26 protein-coding genes are annotated in these 22,930 nt (G+C 68.8%); 10 read left to right on the forward strand and 16 right to left on the reverse strand.

Annotation, left to right across the window (positions count from 1 at the left end; all coding sequences use genetic code 11):
- The first annotated feature begins 141 nt into the window (after positions 1–141).
- On the forward strand, positions 142–711 hold the full coding sequence (gene sigM / locus C6V83_RS17410) for an RNA polymerase sigma factor SigM (RefSeq protein WP_105943475.1): 570 nt from the start codon (positions 142–144) through the stop codon (positions 709–711).
- Positions 712–762: 51 nt separating this feature from the next.
- Here the strand turns inward: sigM and deoC are convergent, their stop codons facing one another.
- The gene (deoC, locus tag C6V83_RS17415; protein ID WP_105943476.1) at positions 763–1,437 is read right to left on the reverse strand and encodes a deoxyribose-phosphate aldolase; all 675 of its coding nucleotides are present in this window, start codon (positions 1,435–1,437) and stop codon (positions 763–765) included.
- Between the two features lie 27 nt (positions 1,438–1,464).
- On the opposite strand from deoC, the gene purU reads away from it, so the two are divergent.
- Positions 1,465–2,367 carry a formyltetrahydrofolate deformylase gene (gene purU, locus C6V83_RS17420; protein WP_105943477.1) on the forward strand — a complete coding sequence of 301 codons (903 nt, stop codon included), beginning with the start codon at positions 1,465–1,467 and terminating at the stop codon, positions 2,365–2,367.
- A 199-nt stretch (positions 2,368–2,566) separates the two neighbouring features.
- On the opposite strand, the gene C6V83_RS17425 is transcribed toward purU, so the two are convergent.
- From C6V83_RS17425 to C6V83_RS18585, 6 genes are all read right to left on the reverse strand, one after another.
- Positions 2,567–3,742, reverse strand: a complete 1,176-nt coding sequence (locus C6V83_RS17425; RefSeq protein WP_105943478.1) for an LmeA family phospholipid-binding protein — start codon at positions 3,740–3,742, stop codon at positions 2,567–2,569.
- Between the two features lie 8 nt (positions 3,743–3,750).
- Positions 3,751–4,566: a carbon-nitrogen hydrolase family protein gene (locus tag C6V83_RS17430; RefSeq protein ID WP_105943479.1), complete on the reverse strand. Its 816-nt coding sequence runs from the start codon at positions 4,564–4,566 to the stop codon at positions 3,751–3,753.
- Between the two features lie 10 nt (positions 4,567–4,576).
- Entirely contained in the window at positions 4,577–5,170 is a 594-nt protein-coding gene (locus C6V83_RS17435; protein WP_105943480.1) for a hypothetical protein, read from the reverse strand.
- Positions 5,171–5,397: 227 nt separating this feature from the next.
- Positions 5,398–6,195 (reverse strand): class I SAM-dependent methyltransferase, encoded by a 798-nt coding sequence (locus tag C6V83_RS17440; protein WP_105943481.1) that lies wholly within the window; start codon positions 6,193–6,195, stop codon positions 5,398–5,400.
- A complete protein-coding gene (locus tag C6V83_RS17445) occupies positions 6,195–6,707 on the reverse strand; it encodes a DUF2505 domain-containing protein (RefSeq protein ID WP_105943482.1) in 513 nt (170 codons plus the stop codon). The genes C6V83_RS17440 and C6V83_RS17445 overlap by 1 nt, the downstream gene beginning before the upstream one ends.
- Before the next feature lie 72 nt (positions 6,708–6,779).
- Positions 6,780–7,268, reverse strand: coding sequence for a DUF2505 domain-containing protein (locus C6V83_RS18585; protein ID WP_199832548.1), 489 nt, complete (start codon positions 7,266–7,268; stop codon positions 6,780–6,782).
- Positions 7,269–7,292: 24 nt separating this feature from the next.
- On the opposite strand from C6V83_RS18585, the gene C6V83_RS17450 reads away from it, so the two are divergent.
- Positions 7,293–8,393, forward strand: a complete 1,101-nt coding sequence (locus C6V83_RS17450) for a UDP-N-acetylmuramate dehydrogenase (RefSeq protein WP_199832549.1) — start codon at positions 7,293–7,295, stop codon at positions 8,391–8,393.
- A gap of 107 nt (positions 8,394–8,500) precedes the next feature.
- Here C6V83_RS17450 and C6V83_RS17455 read toward each other — a convergent pair whose 3' ends face one another.
- The 9 genes from C6V83_RS17455 to C6V83_RS17495 form a co-directional block, all read right to left on the reverse strand.
- Positions 8,501–9,631: an alpha/beta fold hydrolase gene (locus tag C6V83_RS17455; RefSeq protein ID WP_105943483.1), complete on the reverse strand. Its 1,131-nt coding sequence runs from the start codon at positions 9,629–9,631 to the stop codon at positions 8,501–8,503.
- Positions 9,621–10,355, reverse strand: a complete 735-nt coding sequence (locus C6V83_RS17460) for a MerR family transcriptional regulator (RefSeq protein ID WP_105943484.1) — start codon at positions 10,353–10,355, stop codon at positions 9,621–9,623. The genes C6V83_RS17455 and C6V83_RS17460 overlap by 11 nt, the downstream gene beginning before the upstream one ends.
- A gap of 16 nt (positions 10,356–10,371) precedes the next feature.
- On the reverse strand, positions 10,372–10,707 hold the full coding sequence (locus C6V83_RS17465; RefSeq protein WP_105943485.1) for a DUF2516 family protein: 336 nt from the start codon (positions 10,705–10,707) through the stop codon (positions 10,372–10,374).
- Between the two features lie 73 nt (positions 10,708–10,780).
- Positions 10,781–11,302, reverse strand: a complete 522-nt coding sequence (locus tag C6V83_RS17470; RefSeq protein WP_407646213.1) for a helix-turn-helix domain-containing protein — start codon at positions 11,300–11,302, stop codon at positions 10,781–10,783.
- A gap of 101 nt (positions 11,303–11,403) precedes the next feature.
- A complete protein-coding gene (locus C6V83_RS17475; RefSeq protein WP_234354016.1) occupies positions 11,404–12,711 on the reverse strand; it encodes a DUF445 domain-containing protein in 1,308 nt (435 codons plus the stop codon).
- A gap of 136 nt (positions 12,712–12,847) precedes the next feature.
- Positions 12,848–13,624 carry a heparin-binding hemagglutinin gene (locus tag C6V83_RS17480; RefSeq protein ID WP_105943487.1) on the reverse strand — a complete coding sequence of 259 codons (777 nt, stop codon included), beginning with the start codon at positions 13,622–13,624 and terminating at the stop codon, positions 12,848–12,850.
- A 253-nt stretch (positions 13,625–13,877) separates the two neighbouring features.
- Positions 13,878–14,762, reverse strand: a complete 885-nt coding sequence (locus C6V83_RS17485) for a 3-hydroxybutyryl-CoA dehydrogenase (protein WP_105943488.1) — start codon at positions 14,760–14,762, stop codon at positions 13,878–13,880.
- Between the two features lie 142 nt (positions 14,763–14,904).
- Positions 14,905–16,200, reverse strand: a complete 1,296-nt coding sequence (gene aceA, locus C6V83_RS17490) for an isocitrate lyase (RefSeq protein ID WP_105943489.1) — start codon at positions 16,198–16,200, stop codon at positions 14,905–14,907.
- A gap of 352 nt (positions 16,201–16,552) precedes the next feature.
- A complete protein-coding gene (locus C6V83_RS17495) occupies positions 16,553–17,296 on the reverse strand; it encodes a hypothetical protein (protein WP_234353793.1) in 744 nt (247 codons plus the stop codon).
- Between the two features lie 38 nt (positions 17,297–17,334).
- Here C6V83_RS17495 and ramB point away from each other — a divergent pair, with 38 nt between their 5' ends.
- The 7 genes from ramB (at position 17,335) to C6V83_RS17530 (ending at position 22,917) form a co-directional block, all read left to right on the forward strand.
- On the forward strand, positions 17,335–18,759 hold the full coding sequence (ramB, locus tag C6V83_RS17500; RefSeq protein WP_105943490.1) for an acetate metabolism transcriptional regulator RamB: 1,425 nt from the start codon (positions 17,335–17,337) through the stop codon (positions 18,757–18,759).
- 500 nt (positions 18,760–19,259) lie between these two features.
- Positions 19,260–19,808 carry a carboxymuconolactone decarboxylase family protein gene (locus tag C6V83_RS17505; RefSeq protein WP_105943491.1) on the forward strand — a complete coding sequence of 183 codons (549 nt, stop codon included), beginning with the start codon at positions 19,260–19,262 and terminating at the stop codon, positions 19,806–19,808.
- Complete coding sequence (locus C6V83_RS17510) at positions 19,805–20,449, forward strand: class I SAM-dependent methyltransferase (RefSeq protein WP_105943492.1); 645 nt, start codon at positions 19,805–19,807, stop codon at positions 20,447–20,449. The genes C6V83_RS17505 and C6V83_RS17510 overlap by 4 nt, the downstream gene beginning before the upstream one ends.
- 123 nt (positions 20,450–20,572) lie before the next feature.
- Positions 20,573–21,388 (forward strand): class I SAM-dependent methyltransferase, encoded by an 816-nt coding sequence (locus C6V83_RS17515; protein WP_105943493.1) that lies wholly within the window; start codon positions 20,573–20,575, stop codon positions 21,386–21,388.
- A complete protein-coding gene (locus C6V83_RS17520; RefSeq protein ID WP_105943494.1) occupies positions 21,381–21,734 on the forward strand; it encodes a cupin domain-containing protein in 354 nt (117 codons plus the stop codon). Before C6V83_RS17515 ends, C6V83_RS17520 begins: the two co-directional genes overlap by 8 nt.
- Entirely contained in the window at positions 21,731–22,366 is a 636-nt protein-coding gene (locus C6V83_RS17525; protein ID WP_105943495.1) for a helix-turn-helix domain-containing protein, read from the forward strand. The genes C6V83_RS17520 and C6V83_RS17525 overlap by 4 nt, the downstream gene beginning before the upstream one ends.
- Positions 22,367–22,443: 77 nt before the next feature.
- Positions 22,444–22,917: a hypothetical protein gene (locus C6V83_RS17530; RefSeq protein ID WP_105943496.1), complete on the forward strand. Its 474-nt coding sequence runs from the start codon at positions 22,444–22,446 to the stop codon at positions 22,915–22,917.
- Positions 22,918–22,930: the final 13 nt, after the last annotated feature.

Below are 22,930 nucleotides of genomic sequence, written 5' to 3' on the forward strand. Positions count from 1 at the left end.
GGGCACCACGAACCCTTCCACCTGCAGCTTTATCCGCACCCAGGTATGTTTGTCAACTGTCGTGTTCACACGAACTCCGGTTATCCACACGCGCGCGAAATCCCTCCTCCGGGCCCGAGATATCCGCTTACAGTCACTCCCATGAGTCGGGGGATGGTTCAGCAAAAGGTCAGCGACCACGGTCTGCTCAGCGCAGCCTCGCGGGGAGACGGCACCGCCTTCCGCGAACTGTTCGAGCGACACAAGGCGTACCTTTGGTCGATCGCCCTACGCACCACCGGCGACCGCGACGACGCCGAGGACGCACTGCAGGACGCACTGCTGAGTATCTTCCGGACCGCGGGCAACTTCCGGTGCGACTCCTCGGTATTGGTATGGATGCACCGCGTGGTGGTCAACTCCTGCTTCGACCGGCTCCGCCGCCGTCGCACCCACGCGACCAACCCGCTCCCGGAATTCGACAACGACCTCCCGGACGACACCCCGATCGACTTCACCGAGCACGTCGACCTCCGCCTGTCCATCGGCCGGGCGCTCGACGTTCTCCCACCCGGCCAGCGCGCCGCGATCATCGCAGTCGACATCCAAGGCCTCTCGATCGACGAGACCGCCGCACGGCTGGGAATCGCCCCCGGCACGGTGAAGAGCCGCTGCGCACGCGGCCGCCTGAAACTGGCCGGTGTGCTGGGGCACCTACGCGACCCGGACTGAGCGGCCCACCGGCACGCCGAGCATGAGAAGCGGACGCGGAGGCTCCAAGCGTTACTCAGGAAAGCCCGACAGCACGGCCTCGGTGCCGGACAGGCCGAGGCGAGTCGCACCGGCGGCGATCAGTTCGGCGGCGAAGGCGGCGTCACGGATTCCTCCGCTCGCCTTGACCCCGGCCCGATCGCCGACCGCCTCCCGCATGATCGCGACGGCCGCCACGCTCGCGCCCCCGGCCGGGTGGAAGCCGGTGGAAGTCTTCACGAAGTCCGCCCCGCCGTCGACGACGCGCCGGCACACCTGCGCCAGCCCCTCCGGACCGATCTTCTCCAGCAGCACCGCCGACTCGACGATCACCTTGAGCACCGCGTCACCGGCACCCTCTCGGACGGTGACCACATCGGCGAATACCTCGTCATACCGACCGTCGACCGCAGCGCCGACGTCGATCACCATGTCGATCTCCCGGGCGCCGGAATCCACCGCCAGCCGCGCCTCCGCCGCCTTGACCAACGAATGGTGCTTGCCCGATGGGAAACCGACGACGACGCATGTCTGCTGGTCCCCGGTGTCGATCGGCAGCATCGACGGCGAGAGGCAGACCGCGTACGTGCCCAGCCGCGCGGCTTCGGCGACGGCCGCCGCGGCATCGGAGCGGGTGGCCTCCGGCTTGAGCAGAGTGTGGTCGACTAGGGCCGCGACCTCGGCCCGGCGCAGGTTGGTTTCAGTCACAGAAACGAGCTTGGCACACTGGTTCAGGTGAACGCCGCCGACACCTCCGCCACGCCCGACGACGGGCGCAGTTACGTCCTCACCCTCGGGTGTCCGGACACCACCGGCATCGTCGCCGCGATCTCCGGCTTCCTGGCCGAGATCGGCGGCTGGATCACCGAGGCCGCCTACCACTCCGACCCCGCCTCGGGGTGGTTCTTCACCCGGCAGGCGATCCGCGCCGACTCGGTGGACCTGACCGCGAACGAGGTCCGCAACCGCTTCGCCGCCGTCGCCGAGACACTCGGTCCGGAGACCGAGTGGCGCCTCACCGACACCGGTGAACCAAAATCGGTCGTGCTCCTGGTCAGCAAAGACAGTCACTGCCTGCTCGATCTGCTCGCCCGCGCCGAACGTCGCGAACTGCCGGCGCGGATCGAGGCGGTGATCGGCAACCACCGCGATCTCGAATCGATCACCACGCGCTTCGGCATCCCATTCCACCATGTGCCTTTCCCGGCCGGCGATCCCGAAGGCAAGGCGGCCTCGTTCGCCCGCGTGCGCGAGTACGTCGACGTGCACGACCCCGACGCCATCGTCCTCGCTCGCTTCATGCAGATCCTGCCCGCGGAGTTGTGCCAGGCGTGGGCCGGCCGCGCGATCAACATCCACCACAGCTTCTTGCCGAGTTTCGTCGGCGCGCGTCCCTACCATCAGGCATTCGACCGCGGCGTCAAGCTGATCGGCGCCACGTGCCATTACGTCACCGCCGACTTGGACGCCGGGCCGATCATCGAACAGGACGTCGGCCGGATCAATCACGAGCAGACGCCTGCCGACATGGTGCGTCAGGGTCGCGACATCGAGACCCTGGTGCTCTCGCGCGGTGTGCGCTGGCACCTCGAGGACCGCGTCCTGGTGCACGGCCGCAAGACCGTGGTGTTCGCCTGACTGTGTTCGCCTGACTGTGTTCGCCTGACTGTGTTCGCCTGAGTCGCGAACCCTGCGAACGGTGATGTCGACTCGCTGCGCTCGCTCAATCATCGAGGGCGATCAGTGCCCTGCGCGGCTTCCGCCCCAGGGTTTCCGCTCCGCCCTATGCAGGATCCATAGGGCGGAACGGATTTCCTGGGGCGGAGCTACAGCGATCTCACGTGCACGCCGAGGCGCCACTCGTCGACGTCGTGCCGGCCGACGCGGCCTGCATGTTGACGTCGTCCCCGGCGAAGTGGAATTCGATTCCCTTATCCGTGGCCCTCAGGTCTTCCACCTCGATCTCGTCGAACAGCGGACCCAGCATCGCAGTGGCCACCTGGTCGACGAGCTGCTGCGCGAAGTCGTTGGGCAGGCCGATGCCGAAGGCCTTGGCGTCCTGCACCTCGAAGTCGACGCGGCCACCGTTCAGCACCGGCTTGAGCACCACCGTCGCCGGGATCGCCAGGAACGCCAGCCGGTACCGCGAGTCGATCGTGATGGTGCCCATATCGCCGTCGCCCTTGATCGAGTCGACGGTGATCTCGCCACCGGTATCGGCCTTGGTCAGCTCGACGACGCGCTCGTACGGCACGTACGCCTCACCCTGAAGATGCTGCACCGTGCGGCCGTCCCGGCTCACGTCGGTGGCGCGGGCGTGCAGTCGCATCTCAGTACCGCCGCCGGAGTCGTCGGTGTCGACCTGCACCCAGTCCACGTTGCCCTGCATCCACGCCAGCAGCAGTGGTCCGCGGGGCACCGAGACCGTCGTCGAGGTTCCGGTGAGATCGGAGAACGCGCCTTCCAGGCACCCGGTCACCTTGTTCCTCAGGTAGAGCTCGGTCCCGACCCCGCCGATCACCGCCAGCAGGAGCACCGCCGCGGTCACCAGCCCGACGGTGCGCCAGGTCCGTCGCGCCTTCGGGCTCGATGTGACCACCGGCGTCTCACCCGCGGGCGGCACCGGCTCGGCGTCGACGGCGGAGTAGGCCTCGCCGCCGAACGCCTGCGTCACCGGTTTGGTCGCCGGCTTCCCTTCGGCCCCTCCGGAATCGACGACCGGGACGGCGAGCGGATCCGTCCGCGCTCCCGCCCGATCCGCCGGCTGGGCCGGAAGCTCGTCGGTGACGGGGTCTGGCGGAGCCGCGGGCTCGAGGTCTCGACTCCGCTCGACCAGCGAGGGGTCTGGCGGAGCCGCGGGCTCGAGGTCTCGACTCCGCTCGACCAGCGAGGGATCGTCCGCACCGGCGAGCTCGGGGCCGCCGGTCGGCTCCACCGGGGTGGAGCCGTCCTCCGGGGTCGTGTCGGGCCGCGGCTCGGCGGAGTCGTCGCTGCCGTGAGTCGAGTCGGTCATGTGCCTCTTTAGTCCGTCGGGTCCGCCCGCGGGATGTCGCGCTGGTTGTTCAGAACGGCAGTCGCCGCGCGCGCCTTCCCGACGACGGACAGATCTAGCTCGTGAACGGTGAGCTCCTGCCCGGGTCCGTGATCGGCGACCACGCTACCGAACGGGTCTGAGATTCGGCTATGACCGATCCCGGTGGGCGCTGAGCCTCCGGCGACCTCCGGATCGTCGGGCAGTGCCTGCCCGACGGCCGCCACGAACGTCCCGCTGTCGAGGGCACGCGCCGAGGCCAGCAACCGCCACTGCTCCAGTTTGCCCGGACCGGCGCCCCACGACGCGGGTACGACGACGAGCTCGGCCCCGCGACGCGCGAGCTCGACGAACAGCGCCGGGAAGCGGATGTCGTAGCAGGTGGCGACGCCGACCCGGTGCCCGGCGACGTCGACCACTACGGGCTCGCTGCCGGGGGCGACCGTGCGCGACTCGGCGAACCCGAACGCGTCGTACAGGTGGATCTTGTCGTAACCGCGCACCGGCTGTCCGGGGACCGCGATCACGAGGGTGTTCGCGACTCGGCCGTCGCCGGACGGCGTGAACATCCCGGCGATCACCGCGACTCCCGTTCGCCCGGCGACCTCGGCGACCCCGCGCGCCCACGGTCCGTCGAGCGGCTCCGCGATCGGTGTCAGCGGCACGCCGAACCGGCACATCATCGCCTCGGGGAACACCGCCAGATCGGCGCCGGCCGCGGCAGCCGCCTCGGTGAGTTCGGCGAGGACCTCCAGGTTCCGCTCGGGATCGGTCCCGGAACTGCACTGGGCGACGGCGACTCTCACATCGGCCAGCCTACTTCTTCCAGTACTTGGTGGAACCTTCCGACGAGGCGCTAGTGCTGATCAGCTTGGCGAAGCAGTGGTCGGGAGAGAAGCCGTTGGTCCGGCACCAGTCGTTGGCGGCGTCGGGACTCGAGAAGCCTCCGGCCATCACCGTGACCCACCACCCCTGGAGACTGAAGACCGGCCACTGCGTGCTCATCACCAGCCGACTCTGCGGAAAGCGGGACCGGAGTTGCTCGTGTTCGGCGAGGATGTCGGCCTCGGTCCAGGTCCGGCCCTCGGCGAAGACTCCGGGTTGCTTGGCGCTCAGCTGCGCGGCCCACCGGTTGTTCAGGCCGCCGGCCAGATCGCCGCGATCGTGCAGGGCGATCTCCTGCAGGCGCGCCCCCGGCGCCGCCTGCACCGTGCTGGTCACCGTCTCCTCAGTCCCCGGCTCCTCGGTCACCGAGACCGTGGTGGTGGACGCCGGCGACGCCGTCTCACTGTCGTCGCCTCCGCCGGCCCAGAGCCACACCAGTGCCCCACCCGCGGCCATCAGCACGACGATCACCACCACCAGCAGCAGCTGGACGGTGGTCGCGCCCCGCCGCGGGGGCTCGCCCATCGGATTTCCGGACGGATACGGCGCGGGGTGCCCCGGCGGGACCGCGCCGGGCACATAAGGCGCACCGGTCGCGGTGAAGCCGTAGCCGGCAGGCTCGGCCCCATAAGATCCGGCCCCAGCGGGTTCGGAGCGGTAGGCGCGGGGCCTCTCGCCCGCTCCGTCCGGCTCGCCGCCCGCTGCTCCCCACGGATCCGTCATGGCGCCATGGTAGGCGACCGCCGGCCGTGTCAGCCGTTCGGACGAACGGCTGACCAGGGCACAGTCAGCACGTTGTCGACGCTACGGCCGCGCACCGGCCGGACCGGAACCCCCTCGTCGCGCAGGAGTTCCCGCGCTCGTCGCCAGCGCTGTCGCGGTCCGAACGGAGCGTGTCCGGCCGCGCGGTCCCAGCAGCGGTCCGCGGCCGCGAGCAGTTCGTGCACCGGCTCGCCCGGTACGTTCCGGTGGATCAGGGCCTTCGGCAGGCGGGGTGCCAGCTCGGAGGGGCGTCCGGTGTACGACGGCGCCCACGCCAGCGTCAGCTCCACCGGACCCGCCGAGTCGAGCAAGATCCAGCAGACGCGACGGCCGATCTCGTCGCAGGTTCCCTCCACCAGGTAGCCGCCCGGTGCCAGCCCTGCCCGCAACTGCGCCCACGCCCCGTCGACCTCGTCCTCGTCGTACTGCCGCAGCACGTTGAAGGCACGTACCAGATGCGGCCGCAGTCCGGCGAGCTCGAAGCCGCCGAGGGCGAAGGAGACGCCGTCACGCGGTTCGGCCAGGCGCTCCGGATCGATCTCCAGCCCCACCAACCGCAGACGGGGCGTCACGGCCCGGAGCCGGGCGGCCATCTCCAGGGCGGTGTCTGGGCGCGCGCCATACCCGAGGTCGACGGCGAGGGGCGCCGCCGCGGCGTCGAGAACCGCCCGGATCCGCGGGTCGCCGGCCATCGCACGGTCGACCCGCCGCAGACGGTTCAGATTCGTCGTGCCCCGGGTGATCCGGCCCTCCGGCCGCGCACCGGACGGACTAGTGTCCCGTGACACTAGGCGAGATTCTTGTCCACCCACGACTTGGAGTACTCGGCCTCCGCGCGGAACAGATCCACCAGATTGATCAGCATCAGCTGTTCGAGCTTGCCGTTGACGAACGGGATGTAGACCTTCACCTCGGTGGTCTTGCGGAGCGTGCAACCGGTCTCTGTCGGGACCAGCAGCTGCTCGCCCTTCAGCGAGCCCGGTCCTGCCGGGATCGACGCGGTATAGGTCCCCGCGGTGCGCTCGGGATGCCAGGCCGAGAGCGTCTCGACCCGGGTGATCATCATGTCCTTCATCATCACGGTCTGCGCGAGGGGCGGCAGCATGTCGCGGGTGATGGCCTGTTTCAGAACCACCCGCATGCCGTCGTCGCCGACGGCGAACTCCTCCAGCTCCGAAATCGGAGTGAGAATGCGGAAACCGTCGACGAGATCCTGCCAGTACTGACGCTCCGACTGTGCCTGGTAGAGCTTCTCCGCCGGGAAGTCGAAACGTGCCGAATAGCTGAGCCGTCGTGCCATGAAAGTTCAGGGTAACGACGCGATGTCGGCAACGAAAATCGGACACCGGGACACCCGCCCGGCGTTCGGCGATCAGCGCTGGTGGATCTCCACCGTCGCGTCCCGCTCAGCGGTGAGGAGATGCTCGAGCTGAGCGATGATCGCCTTCTCGATCTTGCCGCCGACGAACGGGATCGAGACCTCACAGGTTCCGCTGTACACGGCCGAGGCCGGATCACCGCTGACGATCACGTCGCCGTAGATCTTGGCCGGCGCTCCGGACACCGAGGCCTGCATCTGTCCGATGATCTGGTCGCCGGCGTCGACGAACTCGATGGTGCGCGGGATCTCGACGTCGCCCGGACGGACCGCGGTGACCACCGACGGGAGTTCCTCGGCGCCGACGCCCTGCTTGGTGGCGACGGTCACCGTGCTGCCGTCGTGGCTGAAGCTCTCGACACTGCCGTGCTCGGCGTTGGTGCGCTCGATGAGGTCGTGCCAATACTGCTCGGTGCTGATCAGCGACCACAGGGTACGAACGTCGAACGGGTAGCTGACCGAATAGTCGAAGTTGCTCGCCATGGTGGTCAGGCTACCGTTATCCGGGTGAACAACCCGCACCCGACCACCCTTGATCCGGCCCGGGACGGCCTGGCCGCGTACACCACGCTCCGCTTGGGCGGCCCGGCGCGGACGGTCGTGTCCGCCGCCGACACCGCGGACCTGATCACCGCCGTCACCGACTGTGACCGCGCCGGCGAGCCTGTCCTGCTGATCGGCGGCGGCTCGAACCTGGTGATCGGGGACGACGGCTTCGACGGCACCGCGATCGTCGTGGCGACGACCGGCATCGAGTTCGGTCGGGACGTGCGCGACGGCAGTGACGAGCCGTTCGTGACCGCCGAGGCCGGCACCGACTGGGACCACCTGGTGGCGCAGACGGTTAGGCGCGGATACGGCGGGCTGGAATGCCTGTCCGGAATCCCCGGCGCCGCCGGAACCACCCCGGTGCAGAACGTCGGCGCCTACGGAGTCGAAGTGGCCGACCGCCTCCGGAGCGTTCGGTTGCTCGACCGCACCAGCGGCGAGACGAGGTGGGTCGGACCGGAAACACTCGGCCTCGCCTATCGCACCAGTCGACTCAAAGGCCGCGCGGAGGCCGTCGTGCTGGCGGTCTCGTTCTGGCTGAACGACGACGCATGCTCCGCGCCCATCCGCTACCGGGAGCTCGCCCGCGCCCTCGGCGTCGAGGAGGGCGGCGTCGCCGGCGCGGCGCATGTCCGCGAGCAGGTGCTGGCGCTGCGGCGCAGCAAAGGCATGGTGCTCGACGACGCCGACCACGACACGTGGAGCGCGGGCAGCTTCTTCACCAACCCGATCGTCGACGACGCCGCCCTGCCCGGCATCCTCGCCCGCATCGCCGACCGGGTGGGCGCGGACACCCCCGTCCCGCAGTTCCCGGCCGACGGCGGAGTGAAGCTGTCGGCGGGCTGGCTGATCGAGCGCGCGGGATTCGGCCGCGGGTATCCGGGCGAGGATGCACCGGTGCGCCTGTCGACCAAACACACGCTCGCACTGACCAATCGGGGCACCGCCACCACGGCCGACCTGATCGCGCTGGCCGCTCGCGTCCGCGACGGTGTGCGCGCCGCCTTCGGCATCACGCTCCACCCGGAGCCGGTGTTCGTCGGGTGTGCGCTGGACTGAGCGAGTGATCTCGACTCCGCTCGATCAACGAGAGGGCGCTTGACCGACGACGGCACCTCCTCGACGATCGAGCGGAGTCGCTTCGCTGATCGAGCGGAGTCGAGATCTCAGACCGACGCGAGGACGTCGTCGATCAGCTGGTTGTAGCTGAGCGCACGCTCGATCGGCACCATGTGACCCGCGCCCGGGTAGGTCACGTAGTCGAGCAGCACCCCGTTCCGGTCGAGGACCTCGGCCATGAAGTCCGAGTGCGGCGGCGGCGTCAGGAGGTCACGGTCCCCGACCACCACCAGCGTCGGCACGGTCAACGCCTCCAGGCCGGCGACGACGTTGAGCCGGTACAGCGCCGATCCCCAGGCAGCCCGCGCCCGCGGCGAGCCGGCCGCGATCAGCTCGTCGGTGAATTTCACGTGTGCGGCCCGGGCGTGCGGCCCCAACGCCAGGTAGTGCGTCAGCCGCGTGGAGAGGTTGTTACTCGGCAGCGGCACCGGCGTCGACACGAAGGCCCGCGCCACCAGCGGCCGGACCGCCCGCGTGTACCGGGGAAGGTCTGCCGGCGTGAGCAACTGCTGCTGCACCACGTCCCGCGGCGTGGTGGAGGTGAGCACCACCGCGGCGATCCGGTCGGCCATGCGTGATCCCGGACCGTCTACGCCCCGGCCGGCGCCGTACTGCGCCGCCCACGACATGATCGCCATACCGCCCATGCTGTGACCCACCAGGATCGCGCGCTTGCCAGGCGGCAGCAGCGTGGTGAGGACCGCTTCCAGGTCCTGGCCGAGCACGTCGACCGTGACCCGCGCTTTTCCCATCTCCGACAGGCCGTGGCCGCGGTGATCGAACGCGATCACCGGGCGGTCCCCGCCGAAGTGGTTCATCTGCGGGTTCCAGAACCGCGTGCTGCAGGTCCAGCCGTGCACAAAGACGAGGACCTCGTCGCTCGGGTGATCGTCGAGGTTCACCGAAGTCTCCGCGTGGAGGAGGGTCCCGTCGGCGGTCGGCACCACCGTGGAGCGCATCAGTCGTCCGGGGTCCACCAGCAGCGGATCTGGACCGTCGTCGACGGCGGGCGGGTGCTTGGCGGCCGCCCGGGCGATCCCGCCGACCACCAGTGCCAGATCACCGGCCAGCAGCCCGGCCGCACCGAGCCCGGCCAGGCCCGCGCGTCTGCGCCGTGCCGAATGCAGACGCTTCGCAGCGGCGGGGTCGGGCGGGCGGACCTCGACGCTATCGGCCATCGTCGTCTCCGCCGTCGTACAACTTGTTGGCCTCGCCGATGGCACGGGAGATCTCGGCATCCATCGCCTTGGCGAAGGCGTTCTCGACGATGTCGTGCGCCATCGGCCGCACCGTCTGAATGAGCTCGGCGAGCTCCGACACCGACTTCTCGCTCATGTTCGGAAGGTTCTCGTCGAAGTACTTGTCGGTGATCATCGAGACGAAGCTCTTCGCCACGTCGGCGAGATCCGCTTCGACCCGCATCCACCGCTCAAGCAGCGAGTCGAGGTCGATGCCGCCCTTCACGAGCGCCTCGGCGCCTTCCAGCAGTTCCGGACTCCGTACCGCGTACTGGGTGCCGTCCTTGGCGAGCATGCCGAGCTTCTGACTGAGCCCGATCGCCCGGTCGCTGGCATTCAGCGTGCGGCGCAGTTCGGTGATGGTGATGGTGGCCGCACGTTTCAGGTTGCGGAAGCGTCCGCCCCGCGGCTTGTCGCGCAGCACGTGCTCCACCTTCAGCCCGTGGCTGGCCGCGATCAGCAGTTCGCTGATCGTGGCGAAGGTGTAGCCGCGCTCGAGCAGGCGGGAGATCAGGTTCAGACGGACCAGGTGCTCCTCGGAGTACCAACCGGTCCGGCCGCGCACCTCCGGAGGCGGCAGCAGACCGCGGTCCTGGTAGACGCGGATGTTGCGGACGCTGACGCCGGAGACCTCGGCGAGTTCGGTGATCCGGTACTCGGTCACGCTGCACCCCCGGCGATCATGCCGCCTTCCGGAACCAGGACTTGCCCTGGATCTCGTCGACCCGCGGACGCACCTCGGCGAGGTAGACGGAGATGCCGACCACCGCGGCCAGGTAGAACAGACCCAGTGGCGACATCAGCAGTTGCTGAGCGCCGAGGAGACCGGCGACGAGGGTCGACGCCAGCAGGATGCCGACCCAGAAACCCTTGCTCTTGGTGTCCACGGCCGGAAACGCGTCCGGCCGCGTCGAAATCGCGTGCACCAGCGCGGCCAGTCCGCCGATCACGGTCACCGCCGTGATCGCCAGTAACAGAAAAAAGACGATCGCATTCACGACCCAGCCCACAGTCACGCAGTCCACTCTAGCCGCGCCCGGGAACAGGCCCGGTACGGGAACCGCAGAACTGCGCGCGAGAAGCGTTCGCTCAGTTCGGCGAGAGAGTCGCCGGGTCCGCAGGCGGCGCCGGTTCGGGAGTAGACGACGTCCCGTCCGGCGCAGCCGCGCCGACCGTCGCGTGCGCGGCGTTCTCGTGCCGGAAGGAGTCGTAGATCTCCAGCAGCATCTGTTTCTGACGCTCGTTGATCGAGGTGTCCACCAGGAGCGCATCGCGTACCGGGCTGGCCGGACGCTCCTCCAGGATGCCGGCGCGGACGTAGAGCACCTCCGCCGACACCCGGAGCCCCTTGGCGATCTGAGCGAGTACGTCGGCGGACGGCTTGCGCAGGCCTCGCTCGATCTGCGACAGGTACGGGTTGCTCACTCCGGCCCGCTCGGCGAGCTGACGAAGCGAGACTTGAGCCGCCATCCGCTGGGTGCGGATGAACCCGCCGATGTCTTGCGCCAGATCCTGGGCAGCGGTGGCGACGGTGTCGACCGCCGTAGCGTCCGGAGCATCCTCCGACACCGACGGAACCGCCTCGACCTGGTCGTTCTTCTTGTCGCTCACCGCAGCCTTCCTCTCGTCGTCCAGTATCCCGAACGGGTGCTAGCAAGTGCAAGCGCACGGGAAGGAACGAACCGGACGACACGCCCACGGCTGGCGTGTACTCAATGGAACAGCAGCACCGACACCGTGTAGATCACCAGGCCGGCAAGCGAACCCACCACGGTGCCGTTGATCCGGATGAACTGGAGATCGCGCCCCACCTGGAGCTCGATCTTGCGGCTGGTGTCCTCCGCGTCCCAGCTGCGGACGGTGTCGGTGATCACCGAGATGATCTCAGCCGAATAGTTCGCGGCGACGTGTCGCGCGGCCCGCGCGATCCACCCGTTCATCTTCTCCTGGAGCGCCCGGTCGTCGCGGATCGCCGCGGCGGTCCGGGTGACCGCTCCGGCCAGCGACACACGCAGGGTCGAATGGGGATCGTCGAGCATCTGCTCGATCACGCCCTTGGCTGCCTGCCAGGCGGTCGACGCGGCCCCGGTCACCTCGTCGCGGCCGAGCAGCTCGGTCTTGATCTCCTCGAATCGCGCGATCATGTCGTCGTCGTGCTGCAGGTCGTGGGCGAACTGACGCACGAAGTCGTCCAGCGCGAGCCGCAGGTCGTGCTGCGGGTCGGCGCGGACCTTATAGGTGAACTCGGTCAGCTCGCGGTAAATCTTGTCGCCGACCAGGTTGTTGACGAACTTGGGCGCCCACGAGGGCGCATCCTGATCGATGACGCGGTCGATCAGCGGCTGACTGCCCAGCGCCCACTCGTGGGCGCGGTCGCAGAGCAACTGGATCACGGGCGCCAGCCGGTCCTCGTCGACCAGCTGCTCCAGGATCCGTCCGGCGGGCGGCGCCCACAACGGTTCGGCGGCCCATTTCATCGCCGCCTGGATGAAGTTCTCGATGTCTTCGTCGCGCAGCATCTCGGCTACCAGCCCGATCGCCCGCGAGGCCTCCGCGTTGACCCTGTCCGCGTGCGCCGGATCGGCCAGCCAGGTGGAGATCCGCCGCGGCAGATCCACCGACAGCGCACGTTCCTCGATCACTTCCGGGGTCATGAAGTTCTCTTCGATGAATCCGCCGAGCTGCTCACCGATCTCGTCCTTCTTGCGTGGGATCAGCGCCGTGTGCGGGATCGGGAGACCGAGAGGACGCTTGAACAACGCCGTCACGGCGAACCAGTCGGCGAGCGCACCGACCATGCCGGCCTCCGAGGCGGCGCGCACGTAGCCGACCCACGCCGCCACGTCCGGCCCGTCCCGATGCTCGAGCCAGCGGGTGAACAGGTAGATGATCCCGGCCAGAAAGAGCAGTGACAGTGCCAGCAGCTTCATTCTGCGCAGATTGCGCAGGCGGGCGGCGTCGGGTTCGGCCAGGCCGGTCGGCACGTTCGGCGCAGGCGGTGGCGCGGGCAGACTCGTCATCATCTCATCAGTGTCGCCCAGAATCGATCGGGCCCGCCGAGACACGCCCGGTCGAGGATGCGCGGCCCGATGCGCTCCGGCCCCGCACCTCGTGGAGGTGCGGGGCCGGAGACAGGTGTGCGCTAAGCGCGTCGGCTCACTTGGCCGACTTCGGCGCGGCCTTGCGGGCCGGGGCGGCCTTGCGCTGGGTCGCAGTCTTGACCGGAGCCTTCCGCTGGGTGGGCGCCTTCGCAGCCGGCTTGGCCGGAGCCTCGGCGGCAGCGATGCGCTTGGCGGGCGACGACTTGGCGGTCCGCGCCTTGGCCTCGACGGTGCCGGCGGCGCCGTCGATCTTCTTGGCGGCGGTCCGGGCCTCGGCCTTGACCTTGTTGCCGGCCTCTTCGATCTCGACGGCGGCGTCCTCGACCTTGTCGGCGGCCAGGCCGGCCAGCGAGGCGGCACGCTCGCCGACGACGCGAGTCTGGTGCGACACGGCGCCGATGGCCTCTTCGGTCTTGTCGACGGCCTCGTTGTACACCTTGCCCACGCGCTCCAGGTTCTCCTGGACCACCGGCTGAGTGCGCAGACGCTCCACCGCGCCCTCGCCGCGCTCGGCGAGCTTGTTGTAGAAGTCGGTGGCGCGCTCGGTGTACGGTGCGACGACCTTGGTCAGCTCGTCCTTGTTCAGCTTGGTGCGCAGTTCCTCGACGTTGCCCTTGAGCTCGTCGACGGTCAGCTTGGCCTTGATCTCCTCGACGCTCACGTCGGAGGGCAGCTCAGCCAGGCGAGTGCGGGTCTCGGCCAGACGGGTCTGGGCGCTCCCGGCGCGGGTCTTGAGCCGGTCGAGGGCGTCCTTGGCCTCCTGGACGACGACGTCACCGGCGCCGACGACGGCGTAGACGGGGGTCGGGAGGGTGCGTTCGGTGGTGCTCATGGCAACTCCTTGGTTTCGATCCGCGCTCTCACCTGTGGGGCGCCACAGTCCGTGGATCTGAGGTTTCTGACGTCTCCAAGTATGCGCCAAAGTGCTAACAATTGCTAGCGTTGTGCTAGCAGTTGTGAACTATTTCACCCCCGCGTAACGTTCGACAACCTGCCGTTTCGGATCTCGAACCGTCCGCGGGCGCTGGCCGGCAAGTGCTTGCTCCTGCAATCACCACGCGCGAATCCCTTGTGCGAGAGGGACGTCACCGACGCGCGGGCGACGGCTCGTAGCGGTAGAAGCCCCGACCGGACTTCTTGCCCAACCGACCGTCCTCGATCATCTGCAGCAGCAGCGGCGGCGGCGCGTAGAACGGCTCGGCGAACTCCTCGTACATGCCGTCGGCGATCGCCTTGACGGTGTCGAGGCCGACCAGATCGGCGAGTTTGAGCGGCCCCATCGGATGCGTACAGCCGAGCATCATCGCCTTGTCGATGTCTTCGACGGTGGAGAATCCGCTCTCGACCATCCGGATGCCCGAGAGCAGGTAGGGCACCAAGAGCGCGTTGACGACGAACCCGGACCGGTCGGCGGACTTGACCACCTGCTTGCCGAGGACGTCGTGCGCGAAGGCCGCGGCGCGCGCGGAGACCGCGTCACTCGTCGCCGGCGTCACGACCAACTCGACCAGGGGCAGCACCGGCACCGGATTGAAGAAGTGCAGCCCGATCACCCGCGAGGCGCGCTGCGTCGCACCGGCGAGCGCCATGATCGGGATCGACGAGGTGTTGGACGCGAGCACCGCCTCCTGATCGGCGAGCACCGCGTCGAGTTCGGCGAAGATCGCGCACTTGACAGACTGGTCCTCGACGACGGCCTCGACCACAAGCTCGCGATCGGCGAAGTCGGACAGACGCCCGGTGAAGCTCAGCCGCGCCGCGGCCTGCTCGCGCTCGCGCGCGGTCAGCTTGCCCGACGACACCCCTCGGTCGAGCGACTGCAGAATCCGTGCCCGACCGGCCGCCGCCCGTTCGCGTGTGGGCTCGCACAGGAGCACCTGAGCCCCGGCGCGCGCACAGACTTCGGCGATCCCCGCCCCCATCTGCCCTGCGCCGACGATCCCGACCCGCGAGATCCTGCCGCTAGCCATTCGCACTCTCCTGAACGTCCGATTCACCCGGCCGACCGGAACATCTCCGGGCCGAGAGACGACGATCCCGGGGCGGCGAGATTCTTCTCGCTCCCGGCCCCGGGATCGTCATGCGTCTACCTCGTGAGGAGGAAGCTGGTTCCTAGTGGAACTGGCCCTCTTCGGTCGAGCCCTTCAGGGCAGCGGTCGAGGTGTTCGGGTCGACGGTGGTGGCGACCTTGTCGAAGTAACCGGCACCGACCTCGCGCTGGTGCTTGATGGCGGTGAAGCCGCGCTCCTCGGCAGCCTTGAACTCGCGCTCCTGCAGGTCGACGAAGGCGGTCATGCCGTTGCGGGCGTAGCCGTAGGCCAGGTCGAACATGCCGTAGTTGAGCGAGTGGAAGCCCGCCAGGGTGATGAACTGGAACTTGAAGCCCATCGCGCCCAGCTCGCGCTGGAACTTCGCGATGGTGTCGTCGTCCAGGTGCGCCTTCCAGTTGAAGGACGGGCTGCAGTTGTAGGCCAGCAGCTGATCCGGGAAGTCCGCCTTGACCGACTCGGCGAAGTGCTTGGCGACCTCGAGGTCCGGCACGCCGGTCTCCATCCAGATCAGGTCCGCGTAGGGGGCGTAAGCCTTGGCGCGGGCGATGCAGGGCTCGACGCCGTTCTTGATGCCGTAGAAGCCCTCGCTGGTGCGGGTGCCGTCCAGGAAGGGACGGTCACGCTCGTCGACATCCGAGGTCAGCAGCGTGGCGGCCTCGGCGTCGGTGCGGGCGATGACGACGGTGGGCACGTTCGCCACGTCGGCGGCCAGGCGCGCCGAGGTCAGGGTGCGGATGTGCTGCTGGGTCGGGATCAGCACCTTGCCACCGAGGTGTCCGCACTTCTTCTCCGAAGCGAGCTGGTCCTCCCAGTGCGAGCCGGCGACGCCTGCGGCGATCATGGCCTTCTGGAGCTCGTAGACGTTCAGGGCGCCACCGAAGCCGGCCTCACCGTCGGCGACGATCGGCACCAGCCAGTTGTCGACCGACTTGTCGTCCTCGATGCGGGCGATCTCGTCGGCGCGCAGCAGGGCGTTGTTGATCCGGCGGACGACCTGCGGGACCGAGTTGGCCGGGTACAGCGACTGGTCCGGGTAGGTGTGACCCGAGAGGTTCGCGTCACCGGCGACCTGCCAGCCGGACAGGTAGATGGCCTTCAGGCCGGCGCGCACCTGCTGCACGGCCATGTTGCCGGTCAGGGCGCCCAGCGCGTTGATGTAGCTGTCGTCCTTCTTGCTGACGGCGTCCCAGAGGATCTCAGCGCCACGACGAGCGAGGGTCTGCTCCTCGACGACGGTGCCCTGGAGCTCGGCGACCTGCTCGGCGGTGTAGTCGCGGGTGATGCCGGCCCAGCGCGGGTTGGTGTCCCAGTCCTGCTGGATCTCCGCGGCGGTACGGGGCTGTCCGACGTTGCTCATAAGCCTTCGCTTTCTATTCCACTACCCGTGGGCAGTTGGTTACCAATGTCCGGGGCCCCCATGTTGCGAATCTGGGAAGACCTCGAGGCAGTGCCTGCAGCCACTGTGCCACAAGGTAAACATGCAGGTCCAGCCCCATCTAGCTGCAAAGCGGGTCCAGATTCCACGCCAGAATTGCAAATCTTGTAAATTTACTGACGTGGCCCAGCTTCGCAAGATCGCCAAAAAGTACGTGCGTACTGGGAAAATGCAAAACCCGCGAGTAACCTGCTGCGCACCGAGCTTCGCGCCCCGCCCCGTCCGCGGCGGGGCGCGGCTGCGCGGCGAGTGGGCGACATCACACCCGCGGGGGTCAGCGAGCCGCCCGATCAGTCGCCTCGTCGACCAGCGTGAGGAACTGACTCTCGTCCATGGGCGGTTCGATCGTCCCGGGCGTCCCGTCGTGCGCCCCGCTGTTCGCCGACACCACACTGAGCTGCATCGTGACGATCTCCCCGCGCGGGCGACGCACCAGCACGGTGGCGACGAGCGCGCTGCGGACCCGGACCTTGCCGTCCACCAGCGTGGTGACGGAGTCCTGCCGTACCACCAGCGCCTGTTCGGCGGCCGCGGAGACCGGCGGCGGCAGTTCGCGGGTGGAGGTGACGATCCGGGCGCCGGCAAGCGTGCCCCGCGTCGGTTCTGCGGTCACCACTCGGCACGGCCCGGTGGAGGCCCGCCGGTCGGCGTCGACGTCTCGCCGCACCGTCGTCACCAGCTCGGACAGCGTCGCGGCCGGCGACGAGGCCACCAGCAGCGCGGTGTTACCGGCGGTCAGACCCGGACTGAAGGCCTCGTCCGCGGTCGGTCTGCACTCGGCCGGCGTGAACTCGACGGTCTTCGCCTGCTCCAGCGTCCGGCGGTTGCCGCCGATCAGTTCACCGACGTCGGCCGGCATCACCTGGAAACCGTCAGGCACGTCTTCCGATCCGATCACGAGCGCGGACAGCGGCTCCGGGGTGGCCTCGCCGTCGCTGCACGCGGTCACGGTCAGCCCGACCACGGATGCGGCGAGCACCGCGACAGAGCGGATTCGGCACGAAGTAGAGAACGACACGCGGTCACCGTACCGACCGCACACCGAGAGGACCGGCGATGAGCAAGACCTACGTGGGTTCACGACTGCGCAGTCTGCGCGCCGAACGCGGGCTGTCTCAGCAGGAGATGGCGCGCGGGCTGGGCATCTCGGCGTCGTACCTGAACCAGATGGAGCACGATTCGCGGCCGCTGACCGCCTCCGTTCTGGCCAAGATCAGCGAGGTCTTCGGGATCGACATCGCGTTCTTCGACCCGCACGACGACATCCGGCTGATCGCCGAACTGCGCGAGGCACTGCTCGACGACGACCTCGGCGCCGACCCGGCCGCCGCCGACCCCGCGGAGATCAGTGCGATGGTCAGTCGGCATCGCACGGTCTCCGAGGCGATGGTCGACCTGCACCGCCGATACCGACTGGTGTCCGAGCAGCTGGCCTCGGCCACCTCCGGACGCCACGAATCCGGCCGCCGCGGCACCATCAGCGCACCGCACGAGGAGGTGCGCAACTACTTCTACGATCGCCGCAACTACATCCACGAGCTCGACGTCGCCGCCGAGGAGCTCACCTCGCGAATGCGGATGCACTCGGTCGACATCCGCACCGGCCTCACCGACCGCCTCGAAGAGCTGCACGGCGTCCGCATCAACCGGCGCGTCGACCTGGGCGACGACGTGCTGCACCGCTTCGACCGGAAATCGCGGCGGCTCGACTTCGCGGCCGCTCTGTCACCGGGCCAGCGCACCTTCCGGATCGCCGCCGAGCTCGCCTACCTGGAGTTCGGCGACTTGATCGACCAGCTGGCCGACGAGGGGAGCTTCACCACCGACGACGCCCTCGCGCTGGCGCGGCACGGGCTGGCGAACTACTTCGCCGCCGCGGCGATCCTCCCCTACGCCCAGTTCCACGGCGCCGCCGAGGACTACCGGTACGACATCGAACGGCTCTCGGCGTTCTACTCGGTGTCGTACGAGACGGTCTGCCACCGGCTCTCGACGCTGCAGCGACCGAACCTGCGCGGAGTCCCGTGGACCTTCGTCCGCATCGACCGGGCGGGGAACATGTCGAAACGCCAGAGCGCCACCAGCTTCCACTTCTCCGCGAGCGGCGGCACCTGCCCGCTGTGGAACGTGTACGAGACCTTCGGATCTCCCGGGAAGATCCTCACGCAGATCGCCGAGATGCCCGACGGCCGCGAGTACTTCTGGATCTCCCGGACCGTCGAGCGCCGGGCGGCGCGGTACGGGCAGTCGCCCAAGACGTTCGCGATCGGGATGGGCTGCGAGCTGCGGCACGCGAGCCGGGTGATCTACTCCGACGGCCTCGAGCTCGGTCCGCAGGCCGCCGTGACGCCGATCGGCGCCGGCTGCCGCGTCTGCGACCGCCCCAACTGCGCGCAGCGCGCCTTCCCGCCGCTGGGCACCAGCGTGACGATCGACGAGCACCGCAGCACCGTCTCCCCGTACATGAGTATCGATACCTGACCCCTCGCCCGTCGAGCCGGTGAGAACCCCTCGCCGTTGAACCGACGACAAACCCCACGACCGTTGAGCCGATCAGAAAGCGCACCGCACGTTGAGGCGGCGAGAACCCCTCGCCCGTTGAACCGACGATAGATCCCACGACCGTTGAGCCGATCAGAAAGCGCACCGCACGTTGAGGCGGCGAGAACCCCTCGCCCGTTGAACCGACGACAGATCCCACGACCGTTGAGCCGATCAGAAAGCGCACCGCACGTTGAGGCGGCGAGAACCCCTCGCCCGTTGAGCCGACGACAGATCCCACGACCGTTGAGCCGATCAGAAAGCGCACCGCACGTTGAGGCGGCGAGAACCCCTCGCCCGTTGAGCCGGCGAGGAACGCAGTGACGAGCCGAGTCGAAACGACCCCGCCCGCAGCATCGGCGCCCGACTCACACCGGCCGGCACACACGCCGGCCCGCGGTCGACGTGACGCGGCTCACCGGTCGGCTACCTTCGAAGTCATGAGCACACCACGCGTCTCACCCGGCCACCTGCGCGAGCTGGGTCCGATCAACTGGGTCATCGTCCGCGCGATGTCGCTGGCGACCGGTACCGACAACGCCCACATCTTCGCCACCCTGGGCCGCAGCAAGGGCCTGTTCCGCGGCTGGCTCCACTATTCGAGCCGGATGATGCCGTTCGGCGAACTCTCCCGCCGGGAGACCGAGATGGTGATCATCCGCGTCGCCCATCTGCGCGGCTGCGACTACGAGCTCGACCACCACCGGCGACTCGGCGCCAAAGCCGGCATCGACGGTGCGATGTTCGGCCGGATCCTGGAGGGCCCGGACGCCGGCTGGGGAGATCGCGAAGCGGCCCTGCTGCGCGCCACCGACGAACTTGTCACCGACCGCGACATCAGCGACGACACGTGGTCAGCGCTCCGCAGGCACCTGACCGAACGCAAGGCGATCGCGCTGGTGCTGCTGGTGGGCCAGTACGACATGCTCGCGACCACCATCGGCACCCTGCGGATCGAGCGCGACGAGTTCTCCGACGGTGCGCGATGAGCTCGCTCGCCGAGCAGCTGATGCAGAATCCGCTGTTCTCCCGGATCTACGAGCGCGCCTGGCGGCCGCTGTTCACCCGGGGATTCAGCCTGGGCGGGTCGTCGACCCTCGACTACGACCGCACCCTGCGCGCCTACCTCGCCCGGCCCGGTGAGCGCCGGGTCCTCGACGTCGCCTGCGGTCCAGGCAACTACGCCGCCGATGCCGCGCGCGGACTGACCGGAGACGGCGCCTACATCGGCCTCGACTACTCCGCCGCGATGCTGGCCCAGGCCGTGCACACCCACCGGCGCCCACGAGTCGCCTTCGTCCGGGGCGACGCCCACCGGCTGCCGTTCGCCGACGGATCCTTCGACACCGTCACCTGCCTGGCCGCGCTGTATCTGATTCCCGACCCGCTGCCGGTACTCGACGAGATGGCCCGCGTCCTCGCGCCCGGCGGGGAGCTGATCGTCTTCACCTCGGTGCGGGCCTCGATCGCTGCCGTGCCCGGTGCGCAGGCGGTCGCCGGCCTGTCCGGTCTGCGCATCTTCGGTCGCACCGAGATCGTCGGCCGCCTGCCCGGGCTCGGCCTGGTGGACGTGGAGCAGACGATCACCGGAGTCGGCCAGTACGTCCACGCGCGCAAACCGCCGCGCTGATCCGCATTCGGCCCGGCTGCGGAGGCCGACCGCCGAGACTGAGGACCTACGGACTATGGTCTCCGAATTAGGTAAGGGTAAGTTATTAAGCGGAACAACTTCCCTCGAAATTCAGGAGCCGACATGTCCGAGGTCAGCACACCCACCGATCTACCGCTCAGCGGCCGCAAAGACGAGGACATGCCCGGCCACTGGTTGCTCGCCCGGATGGGCAAGCGCGTCCTCCGTCCGGGAGGCCTGGAGTTGACCCGGCACATGCTGGCCGACGCCGGTCTGACCGGGTCCGACGTCGTCGAACTGGCACCGGGGCTGGGCAAGACCGCGGCCGCCGTCCTCGCCGCTGACCCGAAGTCGTACATCGGTGTGGAGTCTGATCCGGCGGCGGTCGCCCTCACCGAGAAGGTCGTCGGGCATCGCGGCACCGTGATCGAGGCCGACGCCGCAAAGACCGGTCTGGCCGGGGCGAGCAGTGACGTCGTGATCGGCGAGGCGATGCTGACCATGCAGTCCGAGCGCGGCAAAGACGCGATCATCGGCGAGGCTTTCCGCGTCCTGCGCCCGGGTGGCCGCTATGCCATCCACGAGCTGGCGCTGGAGCCGGACACCCTCACCGACGAGCAGAAGACCGAGATCCGGCAGGCGCTGGCCCGCTCGATCAAAGTGAACGCGCGGCCGCTGACCGAGGCCGAGTGGCGCGAGCGGTTCGCCGCGGCGGGGTTCGAGGTGGAGCAGGTGCGCTTCGCGAAGATGGCCCTGCTGGAACCGCGTCGCATGATCGCCGATGAGGGTCCGCTCCGTGCCCTGAAGATCGCCGGCAACGTGCTGACCCATCCGGATGCACGACGACGCATCGTCGGAATGCGGAAAGTCTTCCGAAAGTACCGCCGGGAGCTCGCCGCCATCGAGATCATCGCGCGAAAGCCCGCCACCGATGAGTGAGCCCGCTGCTTCGTCGTACCTGACCGGTCTCGCCGACCCCAACGTCGACGACACCGGTGACCGACCCAAGGTGACCGTCCTGCATCGCGGCGCGTCCGAGACGGTGATCCGGCTCGCCTTCCGCCAAGCTCAACGCATGCCGGATCACACTGCGGCACACCCGATCCTGGTACTCGGACAGGCCGGCGTCATCGACTTCGCCGTCGAGGGCACGATCCACGAACTGTCTCCGGGCACCGCGGTCCGCGTCGATGCCCGGGTCCCGCACTCCCTGGAGGCCCGCACCGACGCGACCGCCACTCTCGTCGTGGTGCACCCGCCGGCGCCCGAGGACCGAGCCGAATGAGCCCCCGTCAGCGAGACCGGGTCCGTTCGCTCGTCGCCGAAGCCGACTACCCCCTCGATGCCCAGACAGTCGCCACCGCGCTCGACATCCATGTCACGACTGCGCGATTCCACCTCAACAACTTGGTGGACGAGGGTGCTGTGGTGACCGTGGCCCTTCCGCCCGAGGGAGTGGGGCGCCCGAAGGTCGGGTACCGCCTCGTCGTCGCACCACCGATCGACGATCTGCTGATCATGCTCATCGCCCGTACCGGCGAGAGCCCAGAGGCGCGCGAGGTGCTAGCTGCCGACGTCGGACGGGCCTGGGCGGCAAAGCATCTGCCGCGGGCCGACACCGACGTGCCGGACCCGGTCGTGCTGGCAGAGACCATCCTGACGCGCCTCGGGTTCCGCATCCTCGGCGTGATGCGGGTCTTCGGCGACCACGAGATCACCCTGTGCGGATGTCCGCTGAAAGACCTCGAACGCGACCTTCCCGAGGTGGCTCGCGGTCTGGTCCGCGGGATCCTCGAGGCGGCGCTGGCGGCGGGCTCCGAAGCACTGCCCGCGAACTACGCGGTGACCGTCCGCCCCGACCCGAACGGCGCCTGCGAGCTCCGGCTGAGCCTCACCCAGTCCGCCGCCCGACCCTGAAGTACACCGTCGACCGAACCGTCCGCGTTCGGTGATTCCACCCCGTATCGATCCCACCCCACGTCAAGGAGAACAGCATGATCCGCCGCCTTCGTCTCACCCTGCTCACCGTTCTGGCCGTTGCCGCCGCCGCACTCGGCCTGCACGCCACCGCGGCCGCCGCGTACGCACTCCCCGCGGACTTCACCGTCACCTCCGCCGACCCGACCGTCACCGAACTGGACGACATCATCGAGTTCTTGGTCGAGACCGACGCCTCCGACGAGGCCAAGGCACGCAACCTGGAGGGCGGCATGGACGCCGTCATCGTGCCGAAGACCGTCTACAACCTCGGGTTGTTCCGGGCCCCGCGCGGCAAGAACGCGATCACCGAGATCTCCGGCCGCAGCGGTGACACCATTCAGGCCCGGCTGCAGGCGAGCTCGGCCGGTCGGCCGACGGTCAACACCACCGTGGAGTTCAAGAAGATCGACGGCAACTGGCGGCTGGCGAACAACTCGCTCTGCCAGGGCGTCAAGACCGTCGGCTTGAACATCTACTGCAACGCCTGATCGGAGACCGGCT

Source organism: Gordonia iterans (assembly GCF_002993285.1).
Lineage (GTDB): Bacteria > Actinomycetota > Actinomycetes > Mycobacteriales > Mycobacteriaceae > Gordonia > Gordonia iterans.

Excerpts from the sequence above, each read along its gene's own strand:
- ramB (WP_105943490.1), top strand. The coding sequence starts at position 17,335 with ATGAGCAAGACCTACGTGGGTTCACGACTGCGCAGTCTGCGCGCCGAA.
- C6V83_RS17510 (WP_105943492.1), top strand. The coding sequence starts at position 19,805 with ATGAGCTCGCTCGCCGAGCAGCTGATGCAGAATCCGCTGTTCTCCCGG.
- C6V83_RS17425 (WP_105943478.1), bottom strand. The coding sequence starts at position 3,742 with ATGACCGACTCGACTCACGGCAGCGACGACTCCGCCGAGCCGCGGCCC.
- C6V83_RS17485 (WP_105943488.1), bottom strand. The coding sequence starts at position 14,762 with ATGGCTAGCGGCAGGATCTCGCGGGTCGGGATCGTCGGCGCAGGGCAG.
- sigM (WP_105943475.1), top strand. The coding sequence starts at position 142 with ATGAGTCGGGGGATGGTTCAGCAAAAGGTCAGCGACCACGGTCTGCTC.
- aceA (WP_105943489.1), bottom strand. The coding sequence starts at position 16,200 with ATGAGCAACGTCGGACAGCCCCGTACCGCCGCGGAGATCCAGCAGGAC.
- C6V83_RS17435 (WP_105943480.1), bottom strand. The coding sequence starts at position 5,170 with ATGGGCGAGCCCCCGCGGCGGGGCGCGACCACCGTCCAGCTGCTGCTG.
- C6V83_RS17520 (WP_105943494.1), top strand. The coding sequence starts at position 21,381 with ATGAGTGAGCCCGCTGCTTCGTCGTACCTGACCGGTCTCGCCGACCCC.
- C6V83_RS17445 (WP_105943482.1), bottom strand. The coding sequence starts at position 6,707 with ATGGCACGACGGCTCAGCTATTCGGCACGTTTCGACTTCCCGGCGGAG.
- C6V83_RS17525 (WP_105943495.1), top strand. The coding sequence starts at position 21,731 with ATGAGCCCCCGTCAGCGAGACCGGGTCCGTTCGCTCGTCGCCGAAGCC.
- C6V83_RS17530 (WP_105943496.1), top strand. The coding sequence starts at position 22,444 with ATGATCCGCCGCCTTCGTCTCACCCTGCTCACCGTTCTGGCCGTTGCC.
- C6V83_RS17475 (WP_234354016.1), bottom strand. The coding sequence starts at position 12,711 with ATGACGAGTCTGCCCGCGCCACCGCCTGCGCCGAACGTGCCGACCGGC.
- C6V83_RS18585 (WP_199832548.1), bottom strand. The coding sequence starts at position 7,268 with ATGGCGAGCAACTTCGACTATTCGGTCAGCTACCCGTTCGACGTTCGT.
- C6V83_RS17480 (WP_105943487.1), bottom strand. The coding sequence starts at position 13,624 with ATGAGCACCACCGAACGCACCCTCCCGACCCCCGTCTACGCCGTCGTC.
- C6V83_RS17515 (WP_105943493.1), top strand. The coding sequence starts at position 20,573 with ATGTCCGAGGTCAGCACACCCACCGATCTACCGCTCAGCGGCCGCAAA.
- C6V83_RS17505 (WP_105943491.1), top strand. The coding sequence starts at position 19,260 with ATGAGCACACCACGCGTCTCACCCGGCCACCTGCGCGAGCTGGGTCCG.
- C6V83_RS17455 (WP_105943483.1), bottom strand. The coding sequence starts at position 9,631 with ATGGCCGATAGCGTCGAGGTCCGCCCGCCCGACCCCGCCGCTGCGAAG.